The 25,667-nt window shown below is 31.3% G+C and carries 20 protein-coding genes; 3 read left to right on the top strand and 17 right to left on the bottom strand.

Annotation, left to right across the window (positions count from 1 at the left end):
- Positions 1 to 13 precede the first annotated feature (13 nt).
- Positions 14 to 1,108 carry a helix-turn-helix domain-containing protein gene (locus AC3EMB_RS12635; protein ID WP_488517726.1) on the bottom strand — a complete coding sequence of 365 codons (1,095 nt, stop codon included), beginning with the start codon at positions 1,106 to 1,108 and terminating at the stop codon, positions 14 to 16.
- A gap of 331 nt (positions 1,109 to 1,439) precedes the next feature.
- Between AC3EMB_RS12635 and AC3EMB_RS12630 the strand changes: the two genes are divergently transcribed.
- A complete protein-coding gene (locus AC3EMB_RS12630) occupies positions 1,440 to 2,387 on the top strand; it encodes a phosphotransferase enzyme family protein (RefSeq protein WP_488517725.1) in 948 nt (315 codons plus the stop codon).
- 78 nt (positions 2,388 to 2,465) lie between these two features.
- On the opposite strand, the gene AC3EMB_RS12625 is transcribed toward AC3EMB_RS12630, so the two are convergent.
- The 5 genes from AC3EMB_RS12625 to AC3EMB_RS12605 form a co-directional block, all read right to left on the bottom strand.
- On the bottom strand, positions 2,466 to 3,218 hold the full coding sequence (locus tag AC3EMB_RS12625) for an aminoglycoside phosphotransferase family protein (RefSeq protein WP_053565505.1): 753 nt from the start codon (positions 3,216 to 3,218) through the stop codon (positions 2,466 to 2,468).
- A 116-nt stretch (positions 3,219 to 3,334) separates the two neighbouring features.
- Positions 3,335 to 4,129, bottom strand: coding sequence for a VOC family protein (locus AC3EMB_RS12620; RefSeq protein ID WP_053564428.1), 795 nt, complete (start codon positions 4,127 to 4,129; stop codon positions 3,335 to 3,337).
- Positions 4,130 to 4,246: 117 nt separating this feature from the next.
- Complete coding sequence (locus tag AC3EMB_RS12615) at positions 4,247 to 5,080, bottom strand: alpha/beta fold hydrolase (RefSeq protein WP_098678501.1); 834 nt, start codon at positions 5,078 to 5,080, stop codon at positions 4,247 to 4,249.
- A 136-nt stretch (positions 5,081 to 5,216) separates the two neighbouring features.
- The gene (locus AC3EMB_RS12610) at positions 5,217 to 5,969 is read right to left on the bottom strand and encodes a class I SAM-dependent methyltransferase (RefSeq protein ID WP_098678502.1); all 753 of its coding nucleotides are present in this window, start codon (positions 5,967 to 5,969) and stop codon (positions 5,217 to 5,219) included.
- Positions 5,970 to 6,102: 133 nt separating this feature from the next.
- Positions 6,103 to 6,441 carry a winged helix-turn-helix transcriptional regulator gene (locus AC3EMB_RS12605; protein ID WP_488517724.1) on the bottom strand — a complete coding sequence of 113 codons (339 nt, stop codon included), beginning with the start codon at positions 6,439 to 6,441 and terminating at the stop codon, positions 6,103 to 6,105.
- Positions 6,442 to 6,794: 353 nt separating this feature from the next.
- On the opposite strand from AC3EMB_RS12605, the gene AC3EMB_RS12600 reads away from it, so the two are divergent.
- Positions 6,795 to 7,511 (top strand): SDR family oxidoreductase, encoded by a 717-nt coding sequence (locus tag AC3EMB_RS12600; protein ID WP_048558502.1) that lies wholly within the window; start codon positions 6,795 to 6,797, stop codon positions 7,509 to 7,511.
- A 263-nt stretch (positions 7,512 to 7,774) separates the two neighbouring features.
- Here AC3EMB_RS12600 and AC3EMB_RS12595 read toward each other — a convergent pair whose 3' ends face one another.
- The 10 genes from AC3EMB_RS12595 to AC3EMB_RS12550 form a co-directional block, all read right to left on the bottom strand.
- The gene (locus tag AC3EMB_RS12595; RefSeq protein WP_488517723.1) at positions 7,775 to 8,584 is read right to left on the bottom strand and encodes a MerR family transcriptional regulator; all 810 of its coding nucleotides are present in this window, start codon (positions 8,582 to 8,584) and stop codon (positions 7,775 to 7,777) included.
- 105 nt (positions 8,585 to 8,689) lie between these two features.
- Positions 8,690 to 10,144, bottom strand: a complete 1,455-nt coding sequence (locus AC3EMB_RS12590; protein WP_488517722.1) for a serine hydrolase domain-containing protein — start codon at positions 10,142 to 10,144, stop codon at positions 8,690 to 8,692.
- Complete coding sequence (locus tag AC3EMB_RS12585; protein WP_001244707.1) at positions 10,144 to 10,656, bottom strand: DUF1700 domain-containing protein; 513 nt, start codon at positions 10,654 to 10,656, stop codon at positions 10,144 to 10,146. Before AC3EMB_RS12585 ends, AC3EMB_RS12590 begins: the two co-directional genes overlap by 1 nt.
- On the bottom strand, positions 10,653 to 10,994 hold the full coding sequence (locus AC3EMB_RS12580; protein ID WP_000376286.1) for a PadR family transcriptional regulator: 342 nt from the start codon (positions 10,992 to 10,994) through the stop codon (positions 10,653 to 10,655). The genes AC3EMB_RS12585 and AC3EMB_RS12580 overlap by 4 nt, the downstream gene beginning before the upstream one ends.
- A 392-nt stretch (positions 10,995 to 11,386) precedes the next feature.
- Positions 11,387 to 14,557, bottom strand: a complete 3,171-nt coding sequence (locus AC3EMB_RS12575) for an ATP-binding cassette domain-containing protein (RefSeq protein WP_488517721.1) — start codon at positions 14,555 to 14,557, stop codon at positions 11,387 to 11,389.
- A 79-nt stretch (positions 14,558 to 14,636) separates the two neighbouring features.
- Positions 14,637 to 15,116 carry an SRPBCC family protein gene (locus AC3EMB_RS12570; protein ID WP_098678504.1) on the bottom strand — a complete coding sequence of 160 codons (480 nt, stop codon included), beginning with the start codon at positions 15,114 to 15,116 and terminating at the stop codon, positions 14,637 to 14,639.
- A gap of 239 nt (positions 15,117 to 15,355) precedes the next feature.
- The gene (locus AC3EMB_RS12565) at positions 15,356 to 15,919 is read right to left on the bottom strand and encodes a class I SAM-dependent methyltransferase (protein WP_141544789.1); all 564 of its coding nucleotides are present in this window, start codon (positions 15,917 to 15,919) and stop codon (positions 15,356 to 15,358) included.
- Positions 15,920 to 16,075: 156 nt separating this feature from the next.
- Positions 16,076 to 18,031, bottom strand: a complete 1,956-nt coding sequence (locus AC3EMB_RS12560) for an MSCRAMM family protein (protein ID WP_488517720.1) — start codon at positions 18,029 to 18,031, stop codon at positions 16,076 to 16,078.
- Positions 18,032 to 18,184: 153 nt separating this feature from the next.
- Entirely contained in the window at positions 18,185 to 18,988 is an 804-nt protein-coding gene (locus tag AC3EMB_RS12555) for a class C sortase (protein ID WP_075719284.1), read from the bottom strand.
- Between the two features lie 87 nt (positions 18,989 to 19,075).
- Positions 19,076 to 20,737, bottom strand: coding sequence for a SpaA isopeptide-forming pilin-related protein (locus AC3EMB_RS12550; protein ID WP_488517719.1), 1,662 nt, complete (start codon positions 20,735 to 20,737; stop codon positions 19,076 to 19,078).
- A 592-nt stretch (positions 20,738 to 21,329) separates the two neighbouring features.
- Between AC3EMB_RS12550 and AC3EMB_RS12545 the strand changes: the two genes are divergently transcribed.
- On the top strand, positions 21,330 to 22,556 hold the full coding sequence (locus AC3EMB_RS12545) for a helix-turn-helix domain-containing protein (RefSeq protein WP_142340470.1): 1,227 nt from the start codon (positions 21,330 to 21,332) through the stop codon (positions 22,554 to 22,556).
- A 331-nt stretch (positions 22,557 to 22,887) separates the two neighbouring features.
- On the opposite strand, the gene AC3EMB_RS12540 is transcribed toward AC3EMB_RS12545, so the two are convergent.
- Positions 22,888 to 25,569 carry a M4 family metallopeptidase gene (locus tag AC3EMB_RS12540; RefSeq protein WP_071730582.1) on the bottom strand — a complete coding sequence of 894 codons (2,682 nt, stop codon included), beginning with the start codon at positions 25,567 to 25,569 and terminating at the stop codon, positions 22,888 to 22,890.
- Positions 25,570 to 25,667: the final 98 nt, after the last annotated feature.

Genomic DNA, 25,667 nt, shown 5'->3' with positions numbered 1-25,667 from the left:
AAGAAAGCTGCACCTATATTTTTGGTGTAGCTTTCTTCTTTATTTTATTAATCAGCTCTATGTACTGAGTATCTCCATATCCGATTGTTGGAAAAAGATAAAACAACTTTATTAATAATTCACGAGTTGATAAATCTTTATTTTTAGAGATGAATTTCATTACTGCATTATCTTCTGTTAACATTTCTAAAAATAAGTCTATAGCCTGATACATTACAGGTGGTACCTTATGAGAGGTCTTTTTATGGTTTACTAATACTTCATTGTATATAGAAGAATAATTCCCCAATTCAAGTTCAATTTGATTTACTTTAAATTCATCCTCTCTAAAGCTATTTAAGTATACCTTCCCTTCATAAGCAGACTGTTCAAGGTGAGAAAGTATGGTAAGTAGGTTCATTTGGCAAAACATATCTTCACCAAACCATAGAACAATACATTTATACTTTTTCGTAAAAAGGTTTTCTAACGGATCTATAACCTTTTTTATATAACTTTCTACTGAACTGTTATGTCCTTTCGCTCTTGTTTTAATAAACTCTTCATTAAAAACTTGAGTAGTAGCCGAGTTCACACACATTGCCTCATTAAATGGTGCATAATCAGAATCACCCATTAGCTTTTCGTTTTTAAATTCTTCATACATAACTTGACCATTTAATATGTTAAGTACCTCTTTATCAAATAGCTCACTCTTCCTATCTCGTAACTGTTCAACCTCTATTTTTCTAGAAATATTCATTTTAAATGCCCCTTCTTTATTTAAATTTAGTTTAACAAATGATTGAATAGGCATTTTGTTAAGTTGGTATTCTCTTGGATTCATTCCAAAAACATTTTTAAAACTTCTACTATAAGCCTCTTGGGAAGAGTAATCGTAATCCAATGCGACCTCAATTATCTTCCTACCATTCTTTAAATCTTCCGTAGATAAATACAACCTTCTAAGAAGAATATAACGTCTAATACTGAAACCCGTTACTTGATGAAATTTAAAAGAGCAATAATAAGGAGAATACCCCATGTAACGAGATAATTCATCTAATGAAAATCTCTTTTTTAAATTGCTCTCAATCCAATCAATCATCTGCTGTATATGTTCATTCATTTCCTTCACTCCTTATTTAAAAGTATAGGAGAAGTGCGTTTCTTTCTTTTGATATTTCTTGTGTTTTATAACATGAGCCTTTCTCTAAAATCTTTATAATCTATATATAAGTATTAATTTTATATTTTTTCATCTATCTTATTTTGTCATACCTTCTATTCATTTTTCAATTTAGCGTTAATGAGTATGTTGGCAACACCTTACTAATTATTAAAGGTCAATTTACATCATATTTCATTTTAAAGGATTTCAAAAATTAAACACGAATTTTATAAAATAAAATTCTTTTAATTCCCAAGTTAAAAAATTAAGGTTTGGAAAGGACGTTTCAATGAACAAGCTAGAAAAAGAAATACTTCAATTCATAAATGAACAGTATCCGTTGAATTTTATTAACATTAAGCCAATAACAAATGAGATGTATGAATGTCTTACAGAACAAGGTACATACTTCAGTAGAATTACAAACTACAAAACATATGAAGAACAGATAGAAGAAGTTATATATACGAATTTTTTATATCAAAATGGTTTAGGTGTTCCACCAATAATCCCTTCATTACAAGGGAATTTTGTAGAAAAATTCACATTAGACAAGGAGATTTTTGCTGTATTATATAAAGCTGCTCCTGGTATACATTTACCAAGGTCTGAATGGAATTCTAATATATTAAAAAAACTTGGTAAACAAATTGGAAAATTACATCGTATATCTAAAAGCTTTGAAAAGATTAAACCAGTAAAACATATAAACGATTGGTATGAAAATGAAGAATATAATTTTCTTAAATATATCCCTAAAGAAGAAAATACAATAAGAGAAATTGCATCTGACGTTTTAACTTCCATAAAAGAGCTACCAAAATCCCCTTCAAATTACGGCTTAATACACGGAGATTTATGGTTAGAAAACATTTTAGTCGAAAATAATTCAAACTTAACAATGATAGATTTTCAAGACTGCGAAAAACATTTTTACATATTCGATTTAGCCGTTCCTATTTATAGTGCGATAGAATATTCATTTGCTGGAAATGGGAATATCGTTGACTATGAGTATTCTATTACAAAAGCACTATTTGAAGGCTACCAAGAGGAAAATGAGCTACCAAAAGAGATGAAAGACAAGTTTCCGTTATTTATTAAATTAAAGGAGATTTTTGAATATAGCTTAATGCATATGTATTGGGATAAAGAAGAATTAACGGAGGAACAAGTACGGATTATGAACCTTTATAGGATGAAGATCGAAAATAAGAATACCTATATCAATATTTAAGAATGCTGTTGTTTAACTGCAAGGAAACTTTGGTTAAACAACAGCATTTATTAATTAGCTGACAACCTTTTTTATGACTTATAAATACTGATTCAATAATCTTCTCAAATACACTTCATTTTGCGGTGATACTTTTTCAGAAAATCTAGCTGCAATAATAATAGGAGCCCATTGAAAAACTTCATCTCTTGATATGCCGGTACGACTGCAATATATATGTAAATACATCTCAGCTAATTCTACCGAAGATTGTGAGTACAACAAGTATGTTCGAAATACATCTGCGCGAATATCACCTGAACTAGCATCTACCCAATCTATAACTTTCACTTTCTCTTCCTTACTCAAAATCAAATTAAATGGATGAAAATCTCCATGACATAGCCTAAAATCAAATGTAATAAAATCTAATTTTTGTAATATATCCTTCTTTTTGCGTTCATCCAATTTATGCACAGATTTAATTTGACGCTCTAACCTTTCCCTCATTAACTCCATTTCATCTGTATTCACATGTATAGCATGAATCTTTTTTTGCTCATTAACACAAAGGCCGATATAACGCTCTGCCTCATTTAAATTATTAAGCAGAAGATCACCAATGTTGTCCCCTTTTACATGTTCCATAATAATTGCCTGTCTATTTTGTATCTTTGTCACTTCAAATACGTTTGGAACTGGCAGCCCGCATGTATAGGCATATTTTTGTTTTTTTGCTTCATTCATAGACTCTGTATCTGGGAGGTAATCTTTAAATAATTTTACAACCTTATCATCAGTTAAATAAATTTCTGCAGTATTCCCTTTTGCAATTGGATTACCTAGATTCACTTCATTTCTCTCCTTAAAATAAATTTGAATAACGCTTAATCCTTTTCTTTGCATTCACTCTAATCATAACGAAAACCTTCTTCACGAAGATATAAAAAACTTACCACTTTCTATCCTTAAATAGAAAGTGGCAAGTTTAGTTCTTTAGGAATATTGGAATGAAACTCTGGTGTATACACAATAGAAAATGAATATCCCTGCTCAATAAATGATACTTCATTATGTTTACATTCAAAGGGAACATTATTTATCTTAAAGTTATTATGGATTCGCTGTAAAAATGCGACGTCTGGTGTTCCGAAAGAAACGTGTACTTTCGGTGATAGAGCTTTCATCGCGATTGGAATCCAAGGTCGCTGCCACCAAGTCGCGACAATATATGCAGTGCCACCTATAACAAAGTTAAAAATATCCCCATCTTCCATCGTTTTCATATTTAGATTTGATTTTAACCATTCCGTAAAAACAGGTACACTCTTAACGGGAAGACCGATTTCCCTTACGTATAAAATGTTTAAAGGTGAATATGGTACTAATACATCTTCTTTAACATAACTATGCGCAATAATTTCGAGTAGATTTCCATCTCCGTCTTTAAAGTATAAATTGAATAGACCATTCTCTTCACCAATTACATTTCCATTTTGCCATTTCACAATGAGTAATCCAGAGTCGTTTAACCACCTCGCTGTTTCATGGAATTTTGAATATGGGATTTCAAAAGCAAAATGTGCAGGTGCGATTGGTTCATACACTTCTTGAAAACTAATTGTTGTATAAGGTGTTACTTCAAATTGAATGAAGGATGCTGTTTCTTTTTTTATTGGAAAAGATAATATGTCCTTATAAACTTGTTTTACCCCTTCTATGGAAACCGTTTGTAGTTTTATATCTGATATATGTGTAATCACTTTACATTCCCCCTCATTTCTTATTATCTATTCGTATTGTATTACACTTATAAATAGATAAAATCAAACGGAAGGATGGATTTTTCATATAGAAACTACAACTTTAGTATGATTATGTTAGCTCCAATTATTTTTTATTTCCGCTATAACAATTTCTGGTTTATCCCAGTGCAACATGTGTGTAGTATCAGGAATTACTTTTACTATACTGTCCGTTTTCTCTTTAAAAACATTTGCTGTCTTATCTCTATAATCCGCCCAAACTTGTGGGACTGTAGCTCGAAGTAATACAATATTAGCCAGTAGCTTCTCATATATATCTATTGTTTCATCTTTATGCATACCTCTTATTATATTACTAGCTGTATTTCCCCTGGCATGCCACCATACTTTATTATCCATTTCGATCCCTAGATCCTTTACAGCAACTTCTAACAATGAAGACCACCTAGTATAAGCTTCTTTTTCACTTTTGAAAAATTCGTCCCAATTATTAAAAACGTATTCATCAAAGTCCTTTTCATAATAAGCAATTTCTTCTTCCAACGTTTCTTCTCGAAGCCTTTTTGTTTGATATCCACCATCAATAAGAATACTTCCTTGTACTTTTTCTGGATGATTTAACAAATAAAATAAAGCTACAAAACTTCCCCATGAATGTGATAGAAAATAGAAGTATTCGATTCTCAATTCATTTATTATTTCATTTAACCAATTTGCTAAATTGTGCATCTCATAATCTTCTGTTCTTTCAAATGGAGGTGTTTTACCATGTCCAGGTGCATCAACGGAGATAAATCTATACTCTTCTTTTAATTCCTCAGCAATTTCTATAAAACTTAAACTCGTACTACCTAATCCATGTAAACAAAAGATAACGGGCTTGTCATTATTCCCCCATTCAGTAATATGTACATTTATTTTTTCATTGCTAATATAGTAACGTTTCAAAACATTTATCCTCCATATTTTGATTTTTTAATTTACACTTTATTTATTTCTATTATTTTCAAGTATTTTCTGTATTCTTTTCCACACAAAAAGCTGCTTTTCTTTAAATGAAAAGCAGCTTTTACACTAAAATATATTATAATTTAACAGCAATAATCATAAATCTTTTTGAATTAGTACGAATCCCTTTTTCAGAACTAGACGTATCAATGAACTTTTGTAAAATAGTAAAATCCTCTTCCTGTTCTCCAAATCTAGGAATAATAGGGGTATGTTTTAATAAGAAAATGAGATCTTCAGACCTACTGTAATAATCAGTAACATCATATTCACGTACTTGCACGAGATCAAATCCTGCACTAATAAGTTCATTCATATACTTTTCTTTTAAAGTACCATCCCGTTCACCTAAGCATTGTCCTCTACCAAATGCTTCTTTCAGGTTTAATTTATCATTCTCACTTACTTGTTGTGTTAAGAAAAAGGCACCCTTTTTCATTACTTTCGCTAACTCAGATGCCAGAAACGGGGCATGACAACTTGAAGCAATATCAAAATGTGCATGTGGAAATGTTAAAGCTTCAGAACCCATTTGAAGAAACTCAACATTTTGTACACCTGATTTTTTCAAGTTAGAATGTGCCGTTGCAATCATGCCGTTAGAATTATCAATTCCAATCAACAATTTAGCTGATGATGCTATGTTAAGTACATTTTCTCCTCCGCCTGTACCAACATCAAGTAAAATATGTGATGGTTTACACCTTTCTTTTACCTCACTATAAAAGTCCCATGTATCTCCTACAGTTTCACATTTTATTTTGCTAAAATCCCATCCATTTAATCTTCCTACTTTATCATAGAAGCTTTTATACTCTAATTCGTTCATCTTATTACTTCCCCTTTGTAAAAATAAATTAAATATGTATAATAACCTACGACACTCCTTAATTATATATTATAAAATACAAATTATTAAAACAATATTTCCCTTCACACTACAATAAGTTTACATAACATTTTTATGGTTTATCTTTATCTATATATTCTAAATGCCCTCTTCCCCAACTACACATACTATCCAAAACAGTACTGACTGTTTTTCCATGTTCAGTTAAGCGATATTCTACTTTAGGTGGTATTTCTTGATAAATTTCGCGTTTTATTAGTTGATCTTGCTCTAATTCACGTAATTGCTTCGCTAACGTCCCTTGAGATATATCTGGTATCAATCGCTTTAATTCACCAAAACGTTTCATTCCATCTGTTAGCAAAATAAACAAAATGAGTGGCTTCCATTTCCCACCGATTATTTGTAATGTTGCTATTACCCCTTTTAACTTCGGTTCTTGTAAATCCATTTTTCTCACCTCTCCTCAGATATCATAAAGTGAAACTTTAATCAGTGGGGGTTTTGTTCATCCCACACTGATTATTAGTTGAACCAATCGGGCTTTTACGGGCAATTGATCTCTTACCTAATTTCCTTGCATTTTCCTAACTTTGAGGTGAGAGTTTTACTGCCCGTTAATGCGGGATAAACCATATTTAGAAATTTTTCCTATTACTTATCCGCATGTATAGCAATTAGTACGAAATTTGCGACTATGTACATATAAAGTGCGTACTTTTCACTTGCTCCCTTTTAGCGAATAATAAAAGCATAGCACAGTTAGTTATATTCTAAATTTTTTATTAAAGGAGTGGCTAAAATATGTCTATTACTACATTAAAAAATAGCCGTATTGTTATCATTGGCGGGAGTTCTGGTATTGGATTAGCAACAGCAACACAAGCAATTAAACAAGGCGCACATGTTATTATTGCCGGACGCTCGGAAGAAAAATTAAAAGTTGCTCGAGAAGTAATAAATAACAATCATCTTCAAACTTATATATTGGATAATCAAAATAAAGAGCAATTACAAAATTTTTTCAAGACAGTTGGGAACTTTGATCATTTATTCACACCGGGAGCCTCTTACACACTTGGACCAATTACCTCTACAGAGGAAATTGCTGAAAGTAGCTTCATCGGAAAGTTTTGGCCTCAATATTATGCCGTAAAATATGCAATTCCTTTTCTTTCAAACTCTGGATCTATCGTGTTAATGTCCGGTGCATTTAGTCAAAGACCACTTAAAGGCGCACCTGCTTATGGAGCTTGCAATGGTGCTATTGAAAGTTTAGGGAAAGCTTTAGCTGTTGAATTAGCTCCTATAAGAGTTAATGTTGTTTCTCCTGGAACGATACAAAGAGAGAATGAACAAAATGAAAATAGACTAGTTGCTTACGAAGCTTATAAATCTCTTTCACTTGTACAACGAGCTGGATATAATGATGAAATTGCACATACTGTCCTATATTTAATGCAAAATAGTTTTACTACGGGTAATGTATTGTTTCCTGATGGAGGGTACACATATCATTAAATTATTTAAGACAAAAGCCCCTTATTACGGTGGCTTTTGTTGCTCATTTAAACATTGCTGAAATTTCCAAATAGATGATTACATTACTTTAGTACCAACTGGTTGGTTTTTAGATGATTCATTACAATCCGCTCATTTTGTACATTTGCAAATAAAATTGTGCTAGTAGTTGACGAATCGAATCTCGAAGTAATATGTCTTGATATTTATGGATAAGTTTACAAAGAAAAAAGGCATATAAATAATGCCTTTTTTCTTTATCATCATTTAACTGGATAACAAACTTCTGTAACCCACTTATTAGGATCCGATTCCATCGCTGGGCTCACATGATAAATATTAAACATCGGGCTTGCTAATTTGTAACCCTCTGTCTCAATCCATTTTGCCGCAGCCTCATTTACAGCTGTCATCTGTTCATAACTTCCATTAACTGTTATAGAAGCTACATTGGTTGATTTCATATTTTTAAATGTAACGTCTTTTGTATTTTCGTGCTTACCTAGAATACTTAGCTGTATTTCTATATCTACATCATTTTCTTTGTATTCACGATCATGGAAAACCGCAATACTATAACTCGGTTGGGCAATACTAATATTTTTCATTTGAATTTCTTGCATTAATATACTCCATAAATCACCTTCGCAATTATACGATGGAATAATCTTTCTAACACTAGCTACAGTTCTTTCTGGAATTTCTTTTATTGAAACATGATAATTCATCTCAACAACATCCTCTCTCATCGTTTTCATTGAGTCTTCGAGGAGACGTAATTGTTTTTGGAGGTTATTCATGTCTTCTTTAATTTGAGCACTACGATTTAAAAATTGCTCTTTTATGCTATCTATATTATCGCATTCTATTATTTCTTTGATGGTAGCAATATTAAACCCCATAGCTTTTAATGTTTGAATTTGATTTACCTTTTTTAATTGGTCAGCTGAATAAAATCGATATCCACTCTGCTCATCGACTTTTACTGGTTGTAATAATTCCACTTTATCGTAGTGTCTCAACATACGTATGCTAATGGAAGATAGTTTAGAAAAATCCCCTATTTTAAACATGATTTCCTCCTATAAGTTACATCTACTTTGAAGCTCAACTTTATCTTAAACAATGACATTGTGTGAGAGTCAACTGTTTATAACACTTGAATTATATTTCTTTAATTATTTATCCTTATACCGTCTTATACCTATAAAGATTGATAATAATCCGTTCACAGCTAATAAAATTACTATAATACTTGTAAGTAAACCTACATCTGCCGCAAATATTTTTATCGTACGCCATGGTGAGCTTGTACAATAAGTAAGAAGTGGGATGAAAATAATAGATAATAGTAGGAATAGAGTCCCTACGAATAACCAAGTTAATTTTTTTACAGTTTTCTTATGTTTATATTTTTTAATTAACATAATTGATGAAATGAAAAGCGCGAGTATAACTGTAGACATAACAATTTGTGTAAATGGTATGCTTTTATGGGGATCAACCGGTTCTTCTTCATTCAAAATATTAATAATCCCCTTTTTTAATACTGAAAGTGCTGGTTCTTCTAATACATGATTTTTATTTGTTAAAATCACACCACCCCAGCCACTTTTATTTAAAGTAAATATTTCTGTACGAGCATCGGGCGTTGATCCTGAATGCCAAATCATCGTTTCGCTTTCATTTATACTTGTTGTTCTTAATCCAAAACCATAGCTTTTTTCTGAATTTATGTTATAAAGTGGTGTAAGATAAAGGTCGATGTTTTCTTTCTTTAAAAATTGAGTATCTTCTTGTCGATTCAAAAACATAATAAATTGAATCATATCTTCCAAATTTGCGGTAATATAACCATACGGTGCCCCGGCATTATCATAGGACACTACACTTTTTCTTGGTATGCCAAACCATGACTGATAACCTGTTAAATAGCCTTTTTCATATGCAGTTTCTTTACTTGCTGCCGCACCATTCATATTTAATAGCTGAAAAACATGTTTTTCCATATATGAGGAATATGTATCATTTGTAATTTCCTCAATAAGTGCACCTAAAACAATATAATTCGCATTACTATATTGATATTTTTCTCCTGGTAGAGCAGTTAATTTTACATTTGAAAGTCTCATTACATTTTCTTTTAATGCTGTAGAACTTTTGGATTGCTTATCTGATATTAATAAGCCTTCATATGTGTTTATTCCGCTTGTATGAGTTAAAAGGTGTTGGATTGTTATAGATGAGGATATTTGAGAATCTTTTAGTTTAAACCAAGGAAGATGTTGTTGAACTGAATCCTCTAATTTTATCTTTTTGTCTTCTATTAATTTCACTATAGCTAAAGCTGTTAAAGATTTGCTTATTGATCCGATTGCAAATGGTGTTTTACTAGTTATTTTTTTTTCAGATTCCCCAGTAATCCCCCACGTTTTAGTGAAGAATACATCTTTATTATGTACAATTGCAACAGCAGCCCCTGGAATATTCTGTTCTTTTATAAATTTTTCAATATACTTATCTAAAGTAGCTTTAATATCTTGCTGAGCATATGATTTTGGATGAATGATACATAATACTATTACATTACAAAGAATATAGATTTGAAATAGTTTATAGATAGTTTTCTTCATTATACTTTAGATAGCTTTCTTTTTTTATAACTTACTAAGCTAATAAACACTACTACAGAGAGCATAAAGCTAATCATTATTAATAAAACGTTCCACCATTGATTCTCTGATATGCGATATAAAATATTATAATTAAATGTATTTTTGCTATTAGTTGAATTAAATGATTCAGTTAAAAATATTGAAAATGTAGTTTGCGAGATGAGGTAAGTAATAAATGCGATGAATATGCCACGTAAGATAAATGTGTTGAATTTTCCTTTTTCATTTTGAAGTTGTTTCATTTTAACTTGTAAATCAATTTCATTTATTTCTATAAAATCTTTAACAAATAATTGAGGTGTACCTAAATCATCTATACTGTCTTCACCATGTTCACGACACTCTTGAATATGTTCTAATATTTGTCGCTTAATATTTTCCCTTTCTTCTAAACTAATATCGTATTGCTTTAATTCCTTAAGTACGTCTCTTAAAAATTGCTTTTCTTTACCTATCAATTTATTCCTCATTTCAGAAGGTCTCCTTTCAAACCGCTTTTTAATAATGTTTGAATGTCCAATTGCAATTCTAACCACTCATTAATTTTCTTCTCAAGACGTATTTTCCCATTTTCATTAATTTCATAATAAATCCTTACTTTACCACTGTCTGTTACCTCTTGATAAGTATTAACCCACTCTTGATTTTTCAACTTAGTTAAAATAGGATAAATACTTCCTACTCCTTTCAATTTTAAATTGTTTATTTCAAGTTCTTTCATAATCTCATAACCATAACTTTTCTTTTTCGACAAAATAGATAATACACACATTTCTAAATGACCTTTAATTAAACTTGTTCTATCCATAGGATAAATTTAACAGAAATATATACTTCATTCAAGTATATATTTCTGTTAAATTCAAAAAATCAGACAACGCAAAATAGATTAATAAACAAAATATATCACTTACGAACCGTTTTCAACCTTAATTTTAGATTTTATAATATAATAATTACATAATATATTAATCGTTTATCACTATTAGTTTTTTATCTCTCCTTCCATATTACTTCTTTTCTTATTGAAAAATATTTTATGGAGACATAAAAATACTAAAAGATCCAATTTCTTAATTTTGATATTAAGAAATTGGATCTTCTTTCATTACCTTGTATTAGTCATACTGCGCTAATATATACATTATAAAGAATATATGTTTTATTAATTTATGCTAATAACACATAAACTAATAAAATTTACTGATTACTCTCAAGACATTCATAAACCGCCATCATATCTCGTTTATTCAACTCACGAATACGATTAAAAATTGGTATTTGCCCAACAGCTTCTGTTAATAATCTTTCATTCACAACATCACTTACTTTTCCAGTTAACCACGTTTGTACATCCACGCCCTCGACAACTTCTTTTAACCCTTCGTCATTAATACCACTTGCATTACAAGTTACACATGGAATTGTTAGTTTAAAGACACCATCATGTAGATTATCTTCGGTTATCACTTTCTTACCTTTACAAAATGGACATGGATTACTTTTTTTAATTTTATTAATTTGGGTAACTAATTTTTTGTATCCAAATGCTTCGTATACATACGTAAGTTTTTTATATTTACCATTTGTGAAATACTTATCTATAATGTTTTCTCTCGTTTCATAAACATTAGGGAAATCACAAACAGTTACCTGATTATTAACACTAATGGATTCGATATTTCCTTTTATTTCGCCCCAGAATGGTAAGACATTTTGTAACACCATTTCATAGTTTGAAAAGCTTGCTTGTTCTAATTCAAACATCTTCAGTGCGACTTGTGCTTTTCTTGACAATAAAGAAACATCTTCCGTCAATACCATTTCGCCACCGACAATAGACTTCAATTTAACAAGTGCCGGTAAATCACCAACTGTTTTCAATACTTCATTAATAGGCTGATTGATTATTTCACGAATATCTACGTTATCAAATTTAAGTGGTTTATGATGATTTAAAACCGTCCCCTCACAAATTGGACATTTCATCATTTTTTTTGAACTTTTAATTTCTTCTTTAATAGGTGCTTTTGAAATAACAATATATCCACCAATAATTGTATTAAACCCTACCCATGTTCTGCGTGTCTTTCCTTTTTTATCATAAAATGATTTCTCAAAATATCCGTACCAAAACGTATGCTTTTCTTCTTCTGACATATCATTATAGCTCTTTGACAAATCGTGACCAAGCTCATTTTTTATTTCTTCGAATAGAAATTCTATTTTTTCATGCTGATAAAATTTTAATACCTTCATGATTTCTGGATCGAATAGCCCATCCCAAAATGGAACACTTTTATCTTGAATGGCAATATCTTTATCAAAAACTTCAATTTGAAGACGTCCAGAACAAGATGGACAATGATTGTCCTGTGAATAGAAATCAAAACTTCTCGTATCTTTATTAATTGGATGAGCAGCTACAATATGATTAATTAATCCACCAATCTCATATAAGAAACTATATTGACTATATAAATGTCTTTCAAGATCAATAGCAACAACAGGTGCGATTGTATCAGATTCATATTCACCATAAATTAACCTAGCCATTGATGATAAACTTTTTAAAATACCGCCCTTATAAACGTTTTCGGCATTTTTAAAATAGTTAATATGATTCCCTTCTAAATAGTGAACTCCTTTTTTCTGCTTAAGCATTGAAGAGATGTTTATTTTCTCTGTGCTATTCACATTACTTTTTTGACGATAGTAATCCTCATGATTAACAACATCCAAATGCTCTACAGATTCATTCTGCCTTTTTCCAAAATCAACTATATAATCAGAGCTTTCTAACATGTAACGATTATGCTCAATCATAATGATAGAAACTGATTCATCTTGCAGAATACCTCTAATACTATCGATAAATTGATTTAAAATATTTTGTGATAAACCTTTTGAAGGCTCATCAAAAATGAATAATGTATGTGGATTTCTAGTGTTTGCAAATAATTCCGAAACTAAATGAACACATTGAAACTCACCTGTCGATAATGTTTGTGTTTTTCTCTCTAATGTTAAATAGCCAAGTCCTAATTTAATTAGTAGGCTCAAACGTTTATAAGCGATATCTTCATTTGGAAGTTCATCAATAATATCCTCAATCGAGCGCTCAAAAATATCATCAATGTCTTCACTATACTTTGTTAGTTTCTTTTTAATATCTAGGAAAGTTGCTACAGTTGATCGACTTGTAATTGATTGATTTCGGTCTTGTCCCACCATAACTAATTTATCTTTTGGATATCTTTTCAAGAAATCTGTAGCTAGACATTCATTGACAAGTGTAGATTTCCCACATCCTGATTCTCCTGTAACCGTTACAAGCCTGTTTTTAGGAATTTGAAACTCCTCCATTTGGATATTACGGCAATATAAATCATAGAATGTATAATATTCTGTTGGTATTTCTTTATTTCGATCCCACAGTATTGACTTTGGTCTTGGTGATTCTTTCACAATTTTCCCGCCATATTTTCCGCTACCAGGTCCAAAGAACAATTGCTCATCAGTTGTATCTAGTACCGTATCTGAATGATCAATAAGCCAAATTTGATTTTTACACCCTAATCGTTTAATCTCTTCCAAAATTTTCAATAATGTTTCATGATCAAGTCCAACTGAAATCTCATCAATAATAATTACAGCATTTTCACTTACTGCCATGAATTCAGCCAAATAAAGTCGTGTTAACTCTCCACCTGACAACGTACCCATAATTCGATTTAATGTTAAATAACCAATGTTCATATTAATAATATTTTGCAGTATATGCTGTTTTTCTTCACTAATATTTAATTCTTTTGCTAGTGAAAGAATAGATTCAATACTTAAATCATTAATATTTGAGATTGAATGTGGCTTGTCCAACAAATCAATTTCATATTGTTCAATTTCTTCACTATAACGTTTTCCCTTACATTTTTTACACTCAACATTTTTTGTAGTACCACGGCCTTTACAACCAGTACACCAGCCTAATTGATTATTAAATGAAAAGACCTCTGGAGAAAGATTAAAAACTTCAGCAAGTTTTTCCCGAACCTCTGTAAAAACACCAGTATGAGTACCAATCGTTGAACGAGGATTAGACGAAATCGATGATTTTCCTAGAAAAAGTACTAAAGGCATTTCTTCCATCTTAATGGCACTAAAATTTGTTTCCATAATGTTAGGAAATAAATATTGATATTCAGCCTTTGGTAATAAAGAAACTAATCGTTTTTTTGATTCTTCACCAATTGTTTGGCAAAAAGTTGTTTTACCCGATCCAGATAAACCAGCAATTCCAAACGATTTATTAAACGGTATAGTTGCATCTAATTTATTTATGTTATTAGCAATTAATTGATTTACTTTCATATTAACCTCTATTCTTATTTATTCACAAAAGCATTTTTAAAATATAATAATTACATAATGAATATCACCTATTATGCAATTATCCTCTCACTTCATGAATCTTATCCTTGTATATTTCAAACCACTGTTGCCATTCATCTTTAGAAAATTCTTTCTCTTCTCCTTTTAAAACGAAAGAAAAAAGATTTAAACAAATATGCCAACCAGCTACATCTCTCGGTGTATGATCTGTTAATTCATGAATGTACTCTTTAAGAAGTAACAAAGTACCATTCTCCTCTTTATGTATTTCAAATCGAACACGGTCTTTATCCCAAGTAAATTCAAGTACTGAGTTTAGTTGACATTCTAAAATATCAATGTTTATGAATGAACCGTCCATCATGTCGAACTTTATTATTCCACCAGTTTTAAGGCTTTCAATCTGTAAATTGGACATCCATTTTTTCAGCTTACTGTTTTCTGTTAATACAGACCAAACTTCCTCTACCGTATATGGACATTCGCGTTCAAATTTTACAATATATCCATCAGTTAGTTTCCCAATTTCAGCTATCATTTTGATTGCCTCCTTATATAGAATGTATGTTCTCACTTCATTTTACACGAATATAAATATAAAATAAATATTTATGACAACGAAGTGTTAATTTAAAGTGAATGGTGCTGAGAAAAACTTAAATATTTTCTAAATCGAGTTATATAATATTGAAAATTAAATATAGATTTACGTACAAATAAAAAAGCCGCATTTGCGACTTATGAAATCATAGGATTAACTCCTGTTTTATTGTATGATTAACGCTTAATCGCATCGACAATTAGCGATGGAAAACCAAGTTTATCGCCTTTATTTCTAGAATCATACCTTTTCGAACGGAAAATAACACCGTCGTTTGCATCCCATTCGTTGTAATAAAACCGACCATGTTCATCACAATATTCAAGTAAAACTACCTCGAATCCAGCAGTTTCAAACATTTTCGTTAATGTTATATAATTATGAACGATTTTATGACTTGCTGCTGGATGATCTTTCGGACCGGGTCCCCCTATTTGAACTATATTTTGATATGCCTCATCCTGAAAGAATGCATCAGGGACTCCGCACCGAATATGACCAGATGGTTTTAAAAATTCATAACAAATTTCAGCTGCTCTTACACCTTCTTCAAAAGTAAGGTGTTCCCATACATGCTCAGCTAAAATAGCTGAAATAGAGTTGTATTCAAATCTTTCTTCCCACGTAGCTTTATCTAGTAAGTTAAGTTCATCTTCTTGCGTTTGAATCCAACCTGGATTATTATTAAACACTCCAGCTCCGACAACTACTTTAATTTCGTCTTGTTTTATTGCCACCATGTTCACCTCTTAAATATTTTAATTCATTAATATATTCTATGTTTACTATTATCCTTCCTCCTTTAACAAATTTAGTACCATGAGTCCAGTACAATACCGAACTCATGTCCTAAAAACTCTCTAACGCAACGATTTGTCTAACTCTATAAAATTAGTTCATAATATACGATTTTTCTTACAGAAATATAGCACAGCAAACATTAGCATAATACCAATTACGTAAAAAATTGTTGTTCCGCTCCCACCAGTATTAGGAATTACCCAATTATTCTTCGCATTTTTCACTGTTATTTTTTGTGTCTTTACTGCTTCTGTAATTTCTATTTCTATTGGATCCCTAAGTAACATATATCCGTTTGGCGCTTTTATTTCTTTTATCGTATATTTTCCAAGTACTAATTGACTGGAAATCACCTTTCCTTTTTCATCCGTTGTTAATCTAGCCACTTCTTTACCCTCTTTATCTAAGACTTGAAATATAGCGCCTTGTAGTTTTAAATTGATATCCTTATCATCAACTTTCTCAATTTCAAATTGTCCAGTCGGATCTGGTAATTTCTTATTTCCTATTTTAATTTCTATTACTGCATCTTTTTCTACTTTTACAGTTATTTTTTCTTTTAATAATTCGTAACCTTTAGGTGCTTCTACTTCCACTAAGGTATAGTTTCCTTTTGGTAAGTCTTTTGATACTACTTCTCCTTCTTCATTTGTTACTAGTTCTCCAACTATTTTTCCTTTTGAATCTTCTATATGAAACTTTGCCCCTGCTAGCTTTTTATTTTTATCACTTATGTCTACTTTCACAAGCTTTATTTTCCCCATTGGATCTGGCAATTTCTTATTTCCTATTTTAATTTCTACTACTGCATCTTTTTCTACTTTTACAGCTATTTTATCTTTTAATAATTCATAGTCTTTTGGCGCTTCTATTTCTACAAGGGTATAGTTTCCTATTGGTAAGTCTTTTGATATCGCTTCTCCTTCTTCATTTGTTACTAGTTCTCCAACTACTTTTTTATTTGAATCTTCTATATGAAACTTTGCTCCGACCAATTTTTTATTAACATTATTACTATCAACCTTTTTTATTTTTATTTTTCCTGTACTAGGCTTGTTCCAATGTTGCCAGTTAAATTTGAAATTGTGAAATTCAAATCCACCAGTTTGTTGTACCGCACCGACAAATGCTTGTCCATTAATCGAACCGCCTTTTGTTTCTAATACAGCATTGGGGGCAAACACACTACCAACGACACCATATCCCTCTGTTATAATTTTTTTCGCATTTGGAAAAACCCAAATCACTTTCCCATATAGCTCAGTAAACGGGGAATTAGGAGAATATGGTTGTGATGTAGGAACTATATCTGTAGCCCTTCCAATATTGTTCGTGTCATATAGAATAGACCCATTTTTAAATGTAACCTCTGTTGCATCCGAATACATAACAATAAAATCTTTGTCCTTAGCACTCGGTAAAAATACATCTCTTATATCTAAATTGATTTTCCCTGTCAATTCTGATGAAACATAAATATTAGAATTGTTTATATCTTTTCCGATTCCATAACTCATATTTGGAATTGGGGTATTCGTTTTATATTGACCAGCATTTTTACTGACTTGGTTCACTATATTGCGAAATTCATTAAATTTCGCGTCAATTTCTAGTTTTTCTTTATATACGATATGATCATAAGAAGATTGTATGATGCGATCTGGATCACTCTCTTTTGTCATTACGACTATTCCGTTTTGAATGATAAAAGATTCTTCTCTTGATTTCTTAAATTTTCCAGACAATAACAAGGACGGATATCCCTCATCAACCCATTTTTCACCTACTATATTAGATGTTCCCGCTGCAGCACCTACAATCGTATACCCCGATGCTTCCATATCACCTTGAACTGCGATTGCTCCTTCAATGTCACCACCTATTGCTTTATGGTTACCAAAGACAACAGCATTATAACGCGATATATCACCTAGACTTTCTAGGTTTGTCGTGGATCCATATGCTTCTTTTGGTACATATACGACAAAACTTACACTTAACATTAACAAAACAATAAAATGAATACTTACCAGCTTTAATCGTAGCCTCAATTCCTTTGTTCCCACCTTTACCGTATTTTTTCTATAGTCGAATAAAATGACATATTCACCAATGAGGATTTACTTCATCCTTTATATACTTTCTTTACTTATCTCTGAATTTCCGTTCCCACTTCCCATTAATGCAGGATAAATAAATACATTCTATCGAGTTAACCTTTTCTTATAAATTACGACTAGAAACACACATAACAATAGGATTGGAACTATTACAGTCCACTTATTAAATATAAATATCTCTGTACTCACTTTTTGTTTTTCTTTCTCGTTTAACTCCACACGCACACCTCGAACTAGCAATCTATTGGTGTTTACTCCATAAGGCGTACACGTAATTAAAGTTGTATAATCTTTATTTTCTACAATTTGTAGATCGTCCGTTTCGTGTGGTAACACTACTTTAATTTGATCTACTTTATAAGCAAGAACTTTGTCTAAAGAATGAATATAAAAAAGATCTCCTTCACTCAACTTATCTAAATCTGTAAATAATTTTGCTGATGGTAAACCACGATGCCCTGTTAAAATAGTGTGCGTATTTTCTCCACCTATCGGGAGCGAAGAAAAATCTAAATGACCTATCCCGCGGCTCAATACTTCCTCAGATGTCCCTTGATAGATTGGCAGTTTTATATTGATTTTCGATATTTCAATATACCCCATTACATCTCCTAAATTTAACGCATCAGCATATGCTTGATGATTACTTTTTTTTTCAGAAAATGGATCAGTAAATGTTTTCGTGGAAGTGTGAACTTGTTTATTATATTCGGCTGCTTCTTTTTCCCTACGTTCGACTTCTTTCTTTTGTAGCGCTTTGATCTTCTTATCGTAAGAGCTAATCTCAGAATAATGTGCACGAGTCGCCAACCAATTACTAATAGTAGGATATAAAAAAACACCTAATCCAAATAAAAAAATACCTCCCAAAACAAGATTTCGTTTCATATTTCCACCTCTGTATATGCTTAAATATCGAAAAGAGGGAAGCATTTTGCTTCTCCCCTTTTCCCATAGTTACATGTTCCTAAAATCTTAATTATTAGCAAACTTTTTTCTAAAGAAAACAAATGCCGCTGTAACCATTAACGTAAGGCCTATTACAGTAAAAAGAGTCGTTCCTATGCCACCCGTTACCGGAAGAACCCATCCACTTTTATTATTTTCAATCGTTAATTTAACCGTTTGATTATTTTCGCTAATCTTTACATCAATGGGATCTTTTAATAATTGATAAGAAGCTTTTGTACCATCTTCTTTTGTATATGTTGGTGCTTTCGTTTCAAAAATTTGATAGTCTCCATATGGAATGTTAGACCATTTAATAACACCATTTTCATCTGATACACCTGTTACTTCTTTTCCTGCTACAACAACTATTTTTCCATTTTTATCTTTAAGTACAAACTCTGCACCTTTTAATTTATTCTTATTAGCACCATCAATTTTTGTTAACTCAATTATTCCAGTTGTCGGAACAACAACTACAGGTTTAGATTCCTTTTCTCCAATTACATCATTTTTATTTGTAAAATCAATTTTTGCTGTATTTAAAATTTCCGAACCAGATGGTACTCCTTCTTTTACTTGAGATTTAATTTGCAAATGAAATTCGTTTTTACCATCTAATTTTGTGAAATCTTTTACTGTAGCTGTTACTTTTTGACCTTCTATAGCTACCTCTACAATGCTTGTATTTACTTCTGCTCCATCAATTTTCACGATTGGCTTTCCTTGAATCGCTAAACGATTATCCAAAGTATCTGTTACCACATATTTTTTGTATTCCTTAATGTCTTCTGGAATTAATGTTTTAATATCATAATTATAATTAGTTAACGGATTGATTGGTAACGCTTCCAATTTTCCGTTAATCTTTTTATCAATTATTGGTTCTTCATAGTTTTTCACTTCTAATTTAACTACTGTACCAGAAGTAATAGTTCCCTCTTCATTAATTGTTCCGGAGTTCTTAACAAAAAACTCACGTTTAGTTGGATCTATTACATAGCCTTTCGGAGCTTTTGTTTCTTGGAAATAGTATTCTCCATACACCAATCCTTGCACGCGAATATGACCATTAGCATCTGTTACTAACTCTTTTTTCACTTCTGTACCGTCTTTTTTAAATAAAGAGAATACTGCACCTGCTAATGCTTTTTCATTTACACCAGTTTTTATTAAATCCACTGCACCACGTTTAACCTCATTTTTAGGATACATGTGAACATCATAGTTTAGCACCTTACCCTCTTTATTCGTTAATGGGATATCCACTGTATACGTATTGGGATTTAGATTAACATGTGGAGGTCCTGCCACTTCTTTCACCTCATAACGTCCTAGCGGAAGATCTTTTAATACAGCTTGTCCGTTATCATCTGTTACTACTTGCGTTGGAGTTGCTCCCATTACAGGTTTCACATCTTCTTTTACGATTTTCCCATCGTTTGAAATTTTTTCAAACGATGCAACCCTTTTCACTTCAAACGTTACACCTTTTAATGGTTTCGCATCTTTTGGCACCTCTTGATTTGCAGAACCGTCACCTTCTAGCCCCTGCGCTCCATCTTTTTCTTGTTCATACTTATGAATCGTTAAAGTACCTTTAGATGGTGAATCTGCCTTTACTAATACACTAGACCATGTAGAAAATGTTAAGAATAACACTAAAAGCACACTAAATATTTTTTTCATTTCTCTTATCCCCTTTACTACTTCTATCATTTTAAAAATCTCTTTATTACTATTACCTTCTTAAAAGCAATAGTGTGCCAAGTATCAGATTTAAACGAATAACATAAAACATAGTCGTCCAATAATCCATTGTTTACAATCACTTATTCACTTTTCTTATCTTCTATTATTACGTTTTCTCTCCACATGATATATGTAATTTCCCCCCCTAAATTACACTTATATCCCTACTTCTAGAATCATTCCATTTGTTACATAATAGCTTTCACTGCTATTTTCGACTAGTCACTTACTGTCAATCTATTAATTTCTCACTTCCTATCCCTATTTAAAATCCAATCTTAATCATTTTTTAATACATATAAGTAATAACCAACAAATAAATGTGACGATTCATATTTTATGCTACTGTCCAAAACTATTACCTGTATATTCAAATAATATGTGCTATTCATGTTAAATTATGGTATTATTCTTAGAAGTTTATAACTTTTATTTATATTTTTTATTAATAAATGTTTTCCGTTTCTACTTATGAAAAAAGGAATATATGTTTATTTAACTATTACGCATAACTGTAAGGAGGAAGAATATGACTAAAAAGCTCAGTCTAGTTGAGATAGAGTACATTTGCAATATGTTTTTCCAATCTTTTGAAATTCCAGTTTGTTTTTTAGATTGTAACAAAAATATTCTTTTAGAATTCACATCAAAAAGTGATTCACATTCGTTGTATACATCAAAAATAGAGCAGTTACATGTGCTTTTTCAGAGAAATGATACATATAATTTCCCCATCTTCAGAACTCACGAACATCTAGGGCACTTCATTTTAATTCACATAAAGAGCGATTATATGGTGAACGGTACTGTTATTATTGGGCCCTTGGCACATGTAAATTTTTCTACAAGTAAAACGGATAGTAACCTTAATTTCATTCCAAATTATAAAAGAACAAGAGACCATTATTTTTCATTGTCAGTCAAAGATCAAAATTTCTTTGTAAATATAGCAATATTGTTCTATAACATTCTCTATAAAAAAAATTCAGATGTAAGCACATTTTCAAATAACAGTGACTTACTTCATATAAGTCATAGCAGAATCTTAAACGAAGATGTATATATTTCAATGCAAAAAGACGAATCCATTTATCATAATTTATATATAGAGCAGCAACTACTTGGTTCTATAGAAAACGGGGATAAAGAAACCGTACTCAAATATTATTACGAATTCCAACAAGAGACTCTTTCATCTTTATCTTCATTCCATCAATTAAGACGTCATAAAAACATTTGTATTTCATCCATCACGCTCGCTACTAGATATGCGATAAAAGGGGGACTTCCATCTGGGATTGCTTACAAAATTTATGATTTACATATTCAAAGAACAGAAGATTTAAAAGACAAAGAATCTGTTTGGGATTTATTAAAAAATGCTTTTTGTACCTTTGCAGACCGTGTAAAGGCACAAAAAAGACAGCAACATTCACAGACTATCGCTATTTGCAAAAACTACATTTTTAAAAACATTTACAATCCAATATCTGTTAAACAACTTGCTAAATTTGCAAATGTGAATTCAGATTATTTATCTATATTATTTAAAAAAGAAGTCGGTATTTCATTAATTGAGTACATTCAACGTGAACGAATCGAAGAAGCAAAGAAATTATTAACTTTCACCACCTATCCCTTATCAGACATATGCGCTTCGCTAAATTTTAGCGATCAAAGTTATTTCACTAAAATTTTTAAAAAATTCACCAATGAAACACCTGGTAAATACCGAAAATCTCATGTTGTCATTTAGAGTGACACTTCCATTAAAACAAAGTGTTTTCAGTAACTTATCAATGGCAAATTAGAAGTACTCCTATATTCATGAGCTATAGGATTTATGCTATTTTCAAATCAAAAAACACGTTACTATTCTTTTATTTTAATGAGAATAGTAACGTGTTTTATATGTAATATAGTTCTGTAGACAGAATAGTATCCAACTGCAATTTTTATAAAAGCCAGATGTACCGCTTAACTATTAAAATCTTAATAAGTAAAAAATCCATATTTCGTTTTATTTACTTTCTACTTTATTTCTTTTGAATACTCAACTCTTTTCTTCAAACGAATAATCCCTACTATTATTTTTGTATCTTTCTAAATTTGCGAATCAAAGTGAGTACTGTACCTGCAATAATCATCAATATGCCGATTGCTGCACTGTTAGTTGTACTTACACCCGTCTTTGGCAGCTCCTTATATGTATATTCTTTTTTATCGGTATTACTGTTATTTGAGATATTATTGTTATTTGTCTTATTAGCAAGACCATTAGGTTTGCTAGTTTCTTTATCTTTCACTAATACTTTTTGTATTGTATTTACCTCATTACCCTCGGAATCTCTTACACTATATATTATTTCATAAGTACCAGCTTTAGTTGCATCTATAGTTCCTTCATACGCTACTTTAGAAGTAAGGTCACCGTCTTCTTTGTCAGTAGCTGATACTCCTACCAACGGATCAAATTGATCACCCTCAGTAATTGAAGTTGTAGCAGGTACTTTTAGTATTGGTTTATCATTTTTAACTTCTTCTCTAACTTTGACCGTTACAGTTTGCTTTGCCGTTACTTCATGACCGTTAGAATCTGTAACCGTGTACGTTAATATGTAAGTACCGGCTTTAGATGTATCTACTTCACCATCAACTTTGATTTTAGAAGTGAGATCACCGTCTTCTTTATCGATAGCTAATACTTCTGCCATTGGAACAAATGAATCTCCTACATGAATTGTCGCTCTAACAGGCACTGTTAATTCAGGTTCTAAATCTGATGTTTCTCCATTTTTCTCTACAATTACAGTCTGTGTTGCCGTTGCATTCCGCCCTTGAGAATCAACAACCATGTATTCCATAATGTATGTACCTGATTTTGAAGTATCTACATCGCCTTTATGCTTTACTTTATTTGTTAAATCACCATCTTCCTTATCAACAGCTTTTACATTTCTCATTGGATCAAACGTATCTCCTACACGTAGTGTAATGGTAATCGGTACAGTTAACTCTGGAGCTTGGTTTTCTACTGTTTTTTCGTTTTCTTTCACTGTTCCTGTAATTTTTGCCGCATCAAAAGCATTTTGGATTGCTTGAACTTCAATTGAGTTCGTTCCATATTTATTAGTTGCAACTGTAAGGCATGCCAATCTCAATTCAGAGAAATTAGAAGTCATGTTTAATTCATCAGTATTTGCATAATAGAAAATATCAAACATTTTATCTTCACCAATACCATTTACATTTACACCGTTATGAGTACCACCTTGTGCAATTAAATACGCAACTTTATTAATAATACTTGAGTTAAAATGAACGCCTCCATAATCCTCTCCATTTAAATCATTATATTTACTATAATCATCAGGATACGGTAGTCCTTCTGAAAAATTAATTGCAGTTGGATTTTTCATATTACGAAAAGTCGATCCAGTTTGTTCTCCTATTGTCCAGTTAAATTCCCCATTATTTATGTATTTCTCTATAGCCGTTCCCATAATATCAGATAATGCCTCGTTAATCGCCCCAGATTCTCCTGAAAATTCAAGGTTAGATTCGCTTGATGTAACTGCATGTGTAAATTCATGACCCGCTATATCGAATGCTTTTACCATAGGATCTCCATATAAAAGCATACTAATGTTATTAATATTAGTACTAAATGCATTCTCCCAATTTTCAGGATCATTTGTTCCTCCAGAATCCCATGCATGTACAACTGAAACTACTTTTTTTCCTTTATTATCAAAACTATTACGCTTATATTTTTCTTTATAAAAATCGTATACCTTTGTTGCTAAGAAATGAGCGCTTACCGCCTTTGGATCATTAAATGTTGTTGAAACGCTAGTTGCTAGTATACCAGGATAATAACTTTCTTCATTTGTAATATCTCTATAATTTACATCATATGTCTCAATTCCTTGTCCTCTTGTGTAATCAGCAAGCGCATAATTCCCATTAGTCTGTTTAGAAATACCAAATGTACGAGTTACGCCTAAATCATCGTTTCCTGTTCCAGTTAATGATGTGAAATTGTTAGTTTTATTTTCCTTAACGGATTCAACATACTCTTCACTTATTTTCAAACTTGATTCTTGTACCATATCTTTTAACATATCACCATTATGAGCATTCACTAAATAAGTTCCAGATACATAATTTGGTGTTGTAGCAGCAAATGTAACTTGATATGCGTTGCTAGCCTGCCCATGATTTTCATCAACAAAAATAACTGCCTTAACTTCTGGCTCTGAAATAAATTTAGTATCGTTTCCGTACTTTTTATAAATATATTGTTTTGCTTCTTCTTTTGATAAATTAATAGGTTTCTTTAAATCTTCTTGTGTTAAATTTTGTGCGCTAGCTCCTGAAATGCTTTTAATAATACCTTTTTTATCTACGTGAGCAGTCAACTGGTGGCCATATACTTCTTTTCCTTCATAAATTTGTTGCATGCGCACAAGTGTAGTTCCATCATAAGAACCACGTTTTTGAAGAACCTTGTAATCTACTCCTGTTTCTGCACTAACTTGTTTTGGAGACAAAGCATGCTCCGTATTTTCCTTAAGTGCATCTTTCACTACATTCTCTGGTGCCTTTTTTGATGGTTGTGTAAGATCACCTGTACGGAACGAATCCTCTTGAATTTCAACTTGCATTTGACCAGGTTCCTCTGCATGACCTACTCCATATGATGTTACACTTGTTAAGACGAATCCTGTTGTTAATGCAACTATAGCTATTTCTTTTTTATTTCCCATGATATTTACCTCGTATAAATTTCTATTATTTATATGAAACTGCTAAAATGTATACAATCTATTCCTAACATAAAAAGATGACTTTTGTAATCTACAAA

The sequence above is a fragment of the Bacillus sp. LQ16 genome (assembly GCF_057784645.1).
This window is presented reverse-complemented; position numbering and strand designations above follow the sequence as displayed.

Bases quoted from the DNA above. Each gene is read 5' to 3' on its own strand.
- AC3EMB_RS12635 (WP_488517726.1), bottom strand. From the start codon at position 1,108: ATGAATGAACATATACAGCAGATGATTGATTGGATTGAGAGCAATTTA.
- AC3EMB_RS12630 (WP_488517725.1), top strand. From the start codon at position 1,440: ATGAACAAGCTAGAAAAAGAAATACTTCAATTCATAAATGAACAGTAT.
- AC3EMB_RS12610 (WP_098678502.1), bottom strand. From the start codon at position 5,969: ATGAACGAATTAGAGTATAAAAGCTTCTATGATAAAGTAGGAAGATTA.
- AC3EMB_RS12605 (WP_488517724.1), bottom strand. From the start codon at position 6,441: ATGGATTTACAAGAACCGAAGTTAAAAGGGGTAATAGCAACATTACAA.
- AC3EMB_RS12600 (WP_048558502.1), top strand. From the start codon at position 6,795: ATGTCTATTACTACATTAAAAAATAGCCGTATTGTTATCATTGGCGGG.
- AC3EMB_RS12595 (WP_488517723.1), bottom strand. From the start codon at position 8,584: ATGTTTAAAATAGGGGATTTTTCTAAACTATCTTCCATTAGCATACGT.
- AC3EMB_RS12590 (WP_488517722.1), bottom strand. From the start codon at position 10,144: ATGAAGAAAACTATCTATAAACTATTTCAAATCTATATTCTTTGTAAT.
- AC3EMB_RS12585 (WP_001244707.1), bottom strand. From the start codon at position 10,656: ATGAGGAATAAATTGATAGGTAAAGAAAAGCAATTTTTAAGAGACGTA.
- AC3EMB_RS12580 (WP_000376286.1), bottom strand. From the start codon at position 10,994: ATGGATAGAACAAGTTTAATTAAAGGTCATTTAGAAATGTGTGTATTA.
- AC3EMB_RS12575 (WP_488517721.1), bottom strand. From the start codon at position 14,557: ATGAAAGTAAATCAATTAATTGCTAATAACATAAATAAATTAGATGCA.
- AC3EMB_RS12570 (WP_098678504.1), bottom strand. From the start codon at position 15,116: ATGATAGCTGAAATTGGGAAACTAACTGATGGATATATTGTAAAATTT.
- AC3EMB_RS12565 (WP_141544789.1), bottom strand. From the start codon at position 15,919: ATGGTGGCAATAAAACAAGACGAAATTAAAGTAGTTGTCGGAGCTGGA.
- AC3EMB_RS12555 (WP_075719284.1), bottom strand. From the start codon at position 18,988: ATGAAACGAAATCTTGTTTTGGGAGGTATTTTTTTATTTGGATTAGGT.
- AC3EMB_RS12550 (WP_488517719.1), bottom strand. From the start codon at position 20,737: ATGAAAAAAATATTTAGTGTGCTTTTAGTGTTATTCTTAACATTTTCT.
- AC3EMB_RS12545 (WP_142340470.1), top strand. From the start codon at position 21,330: ATGACTAAAAAGCTCAGTCTAGTTGAGATAGAGTACATTTGCAATATG.
- AC3EMB_RS12540 (WP_071730582.1), bottom strand. From the start codon at position 25,569: ATGGGAAATAAAAAAGAAATAGCTATAGTTGCATTAACAACAGGATTC.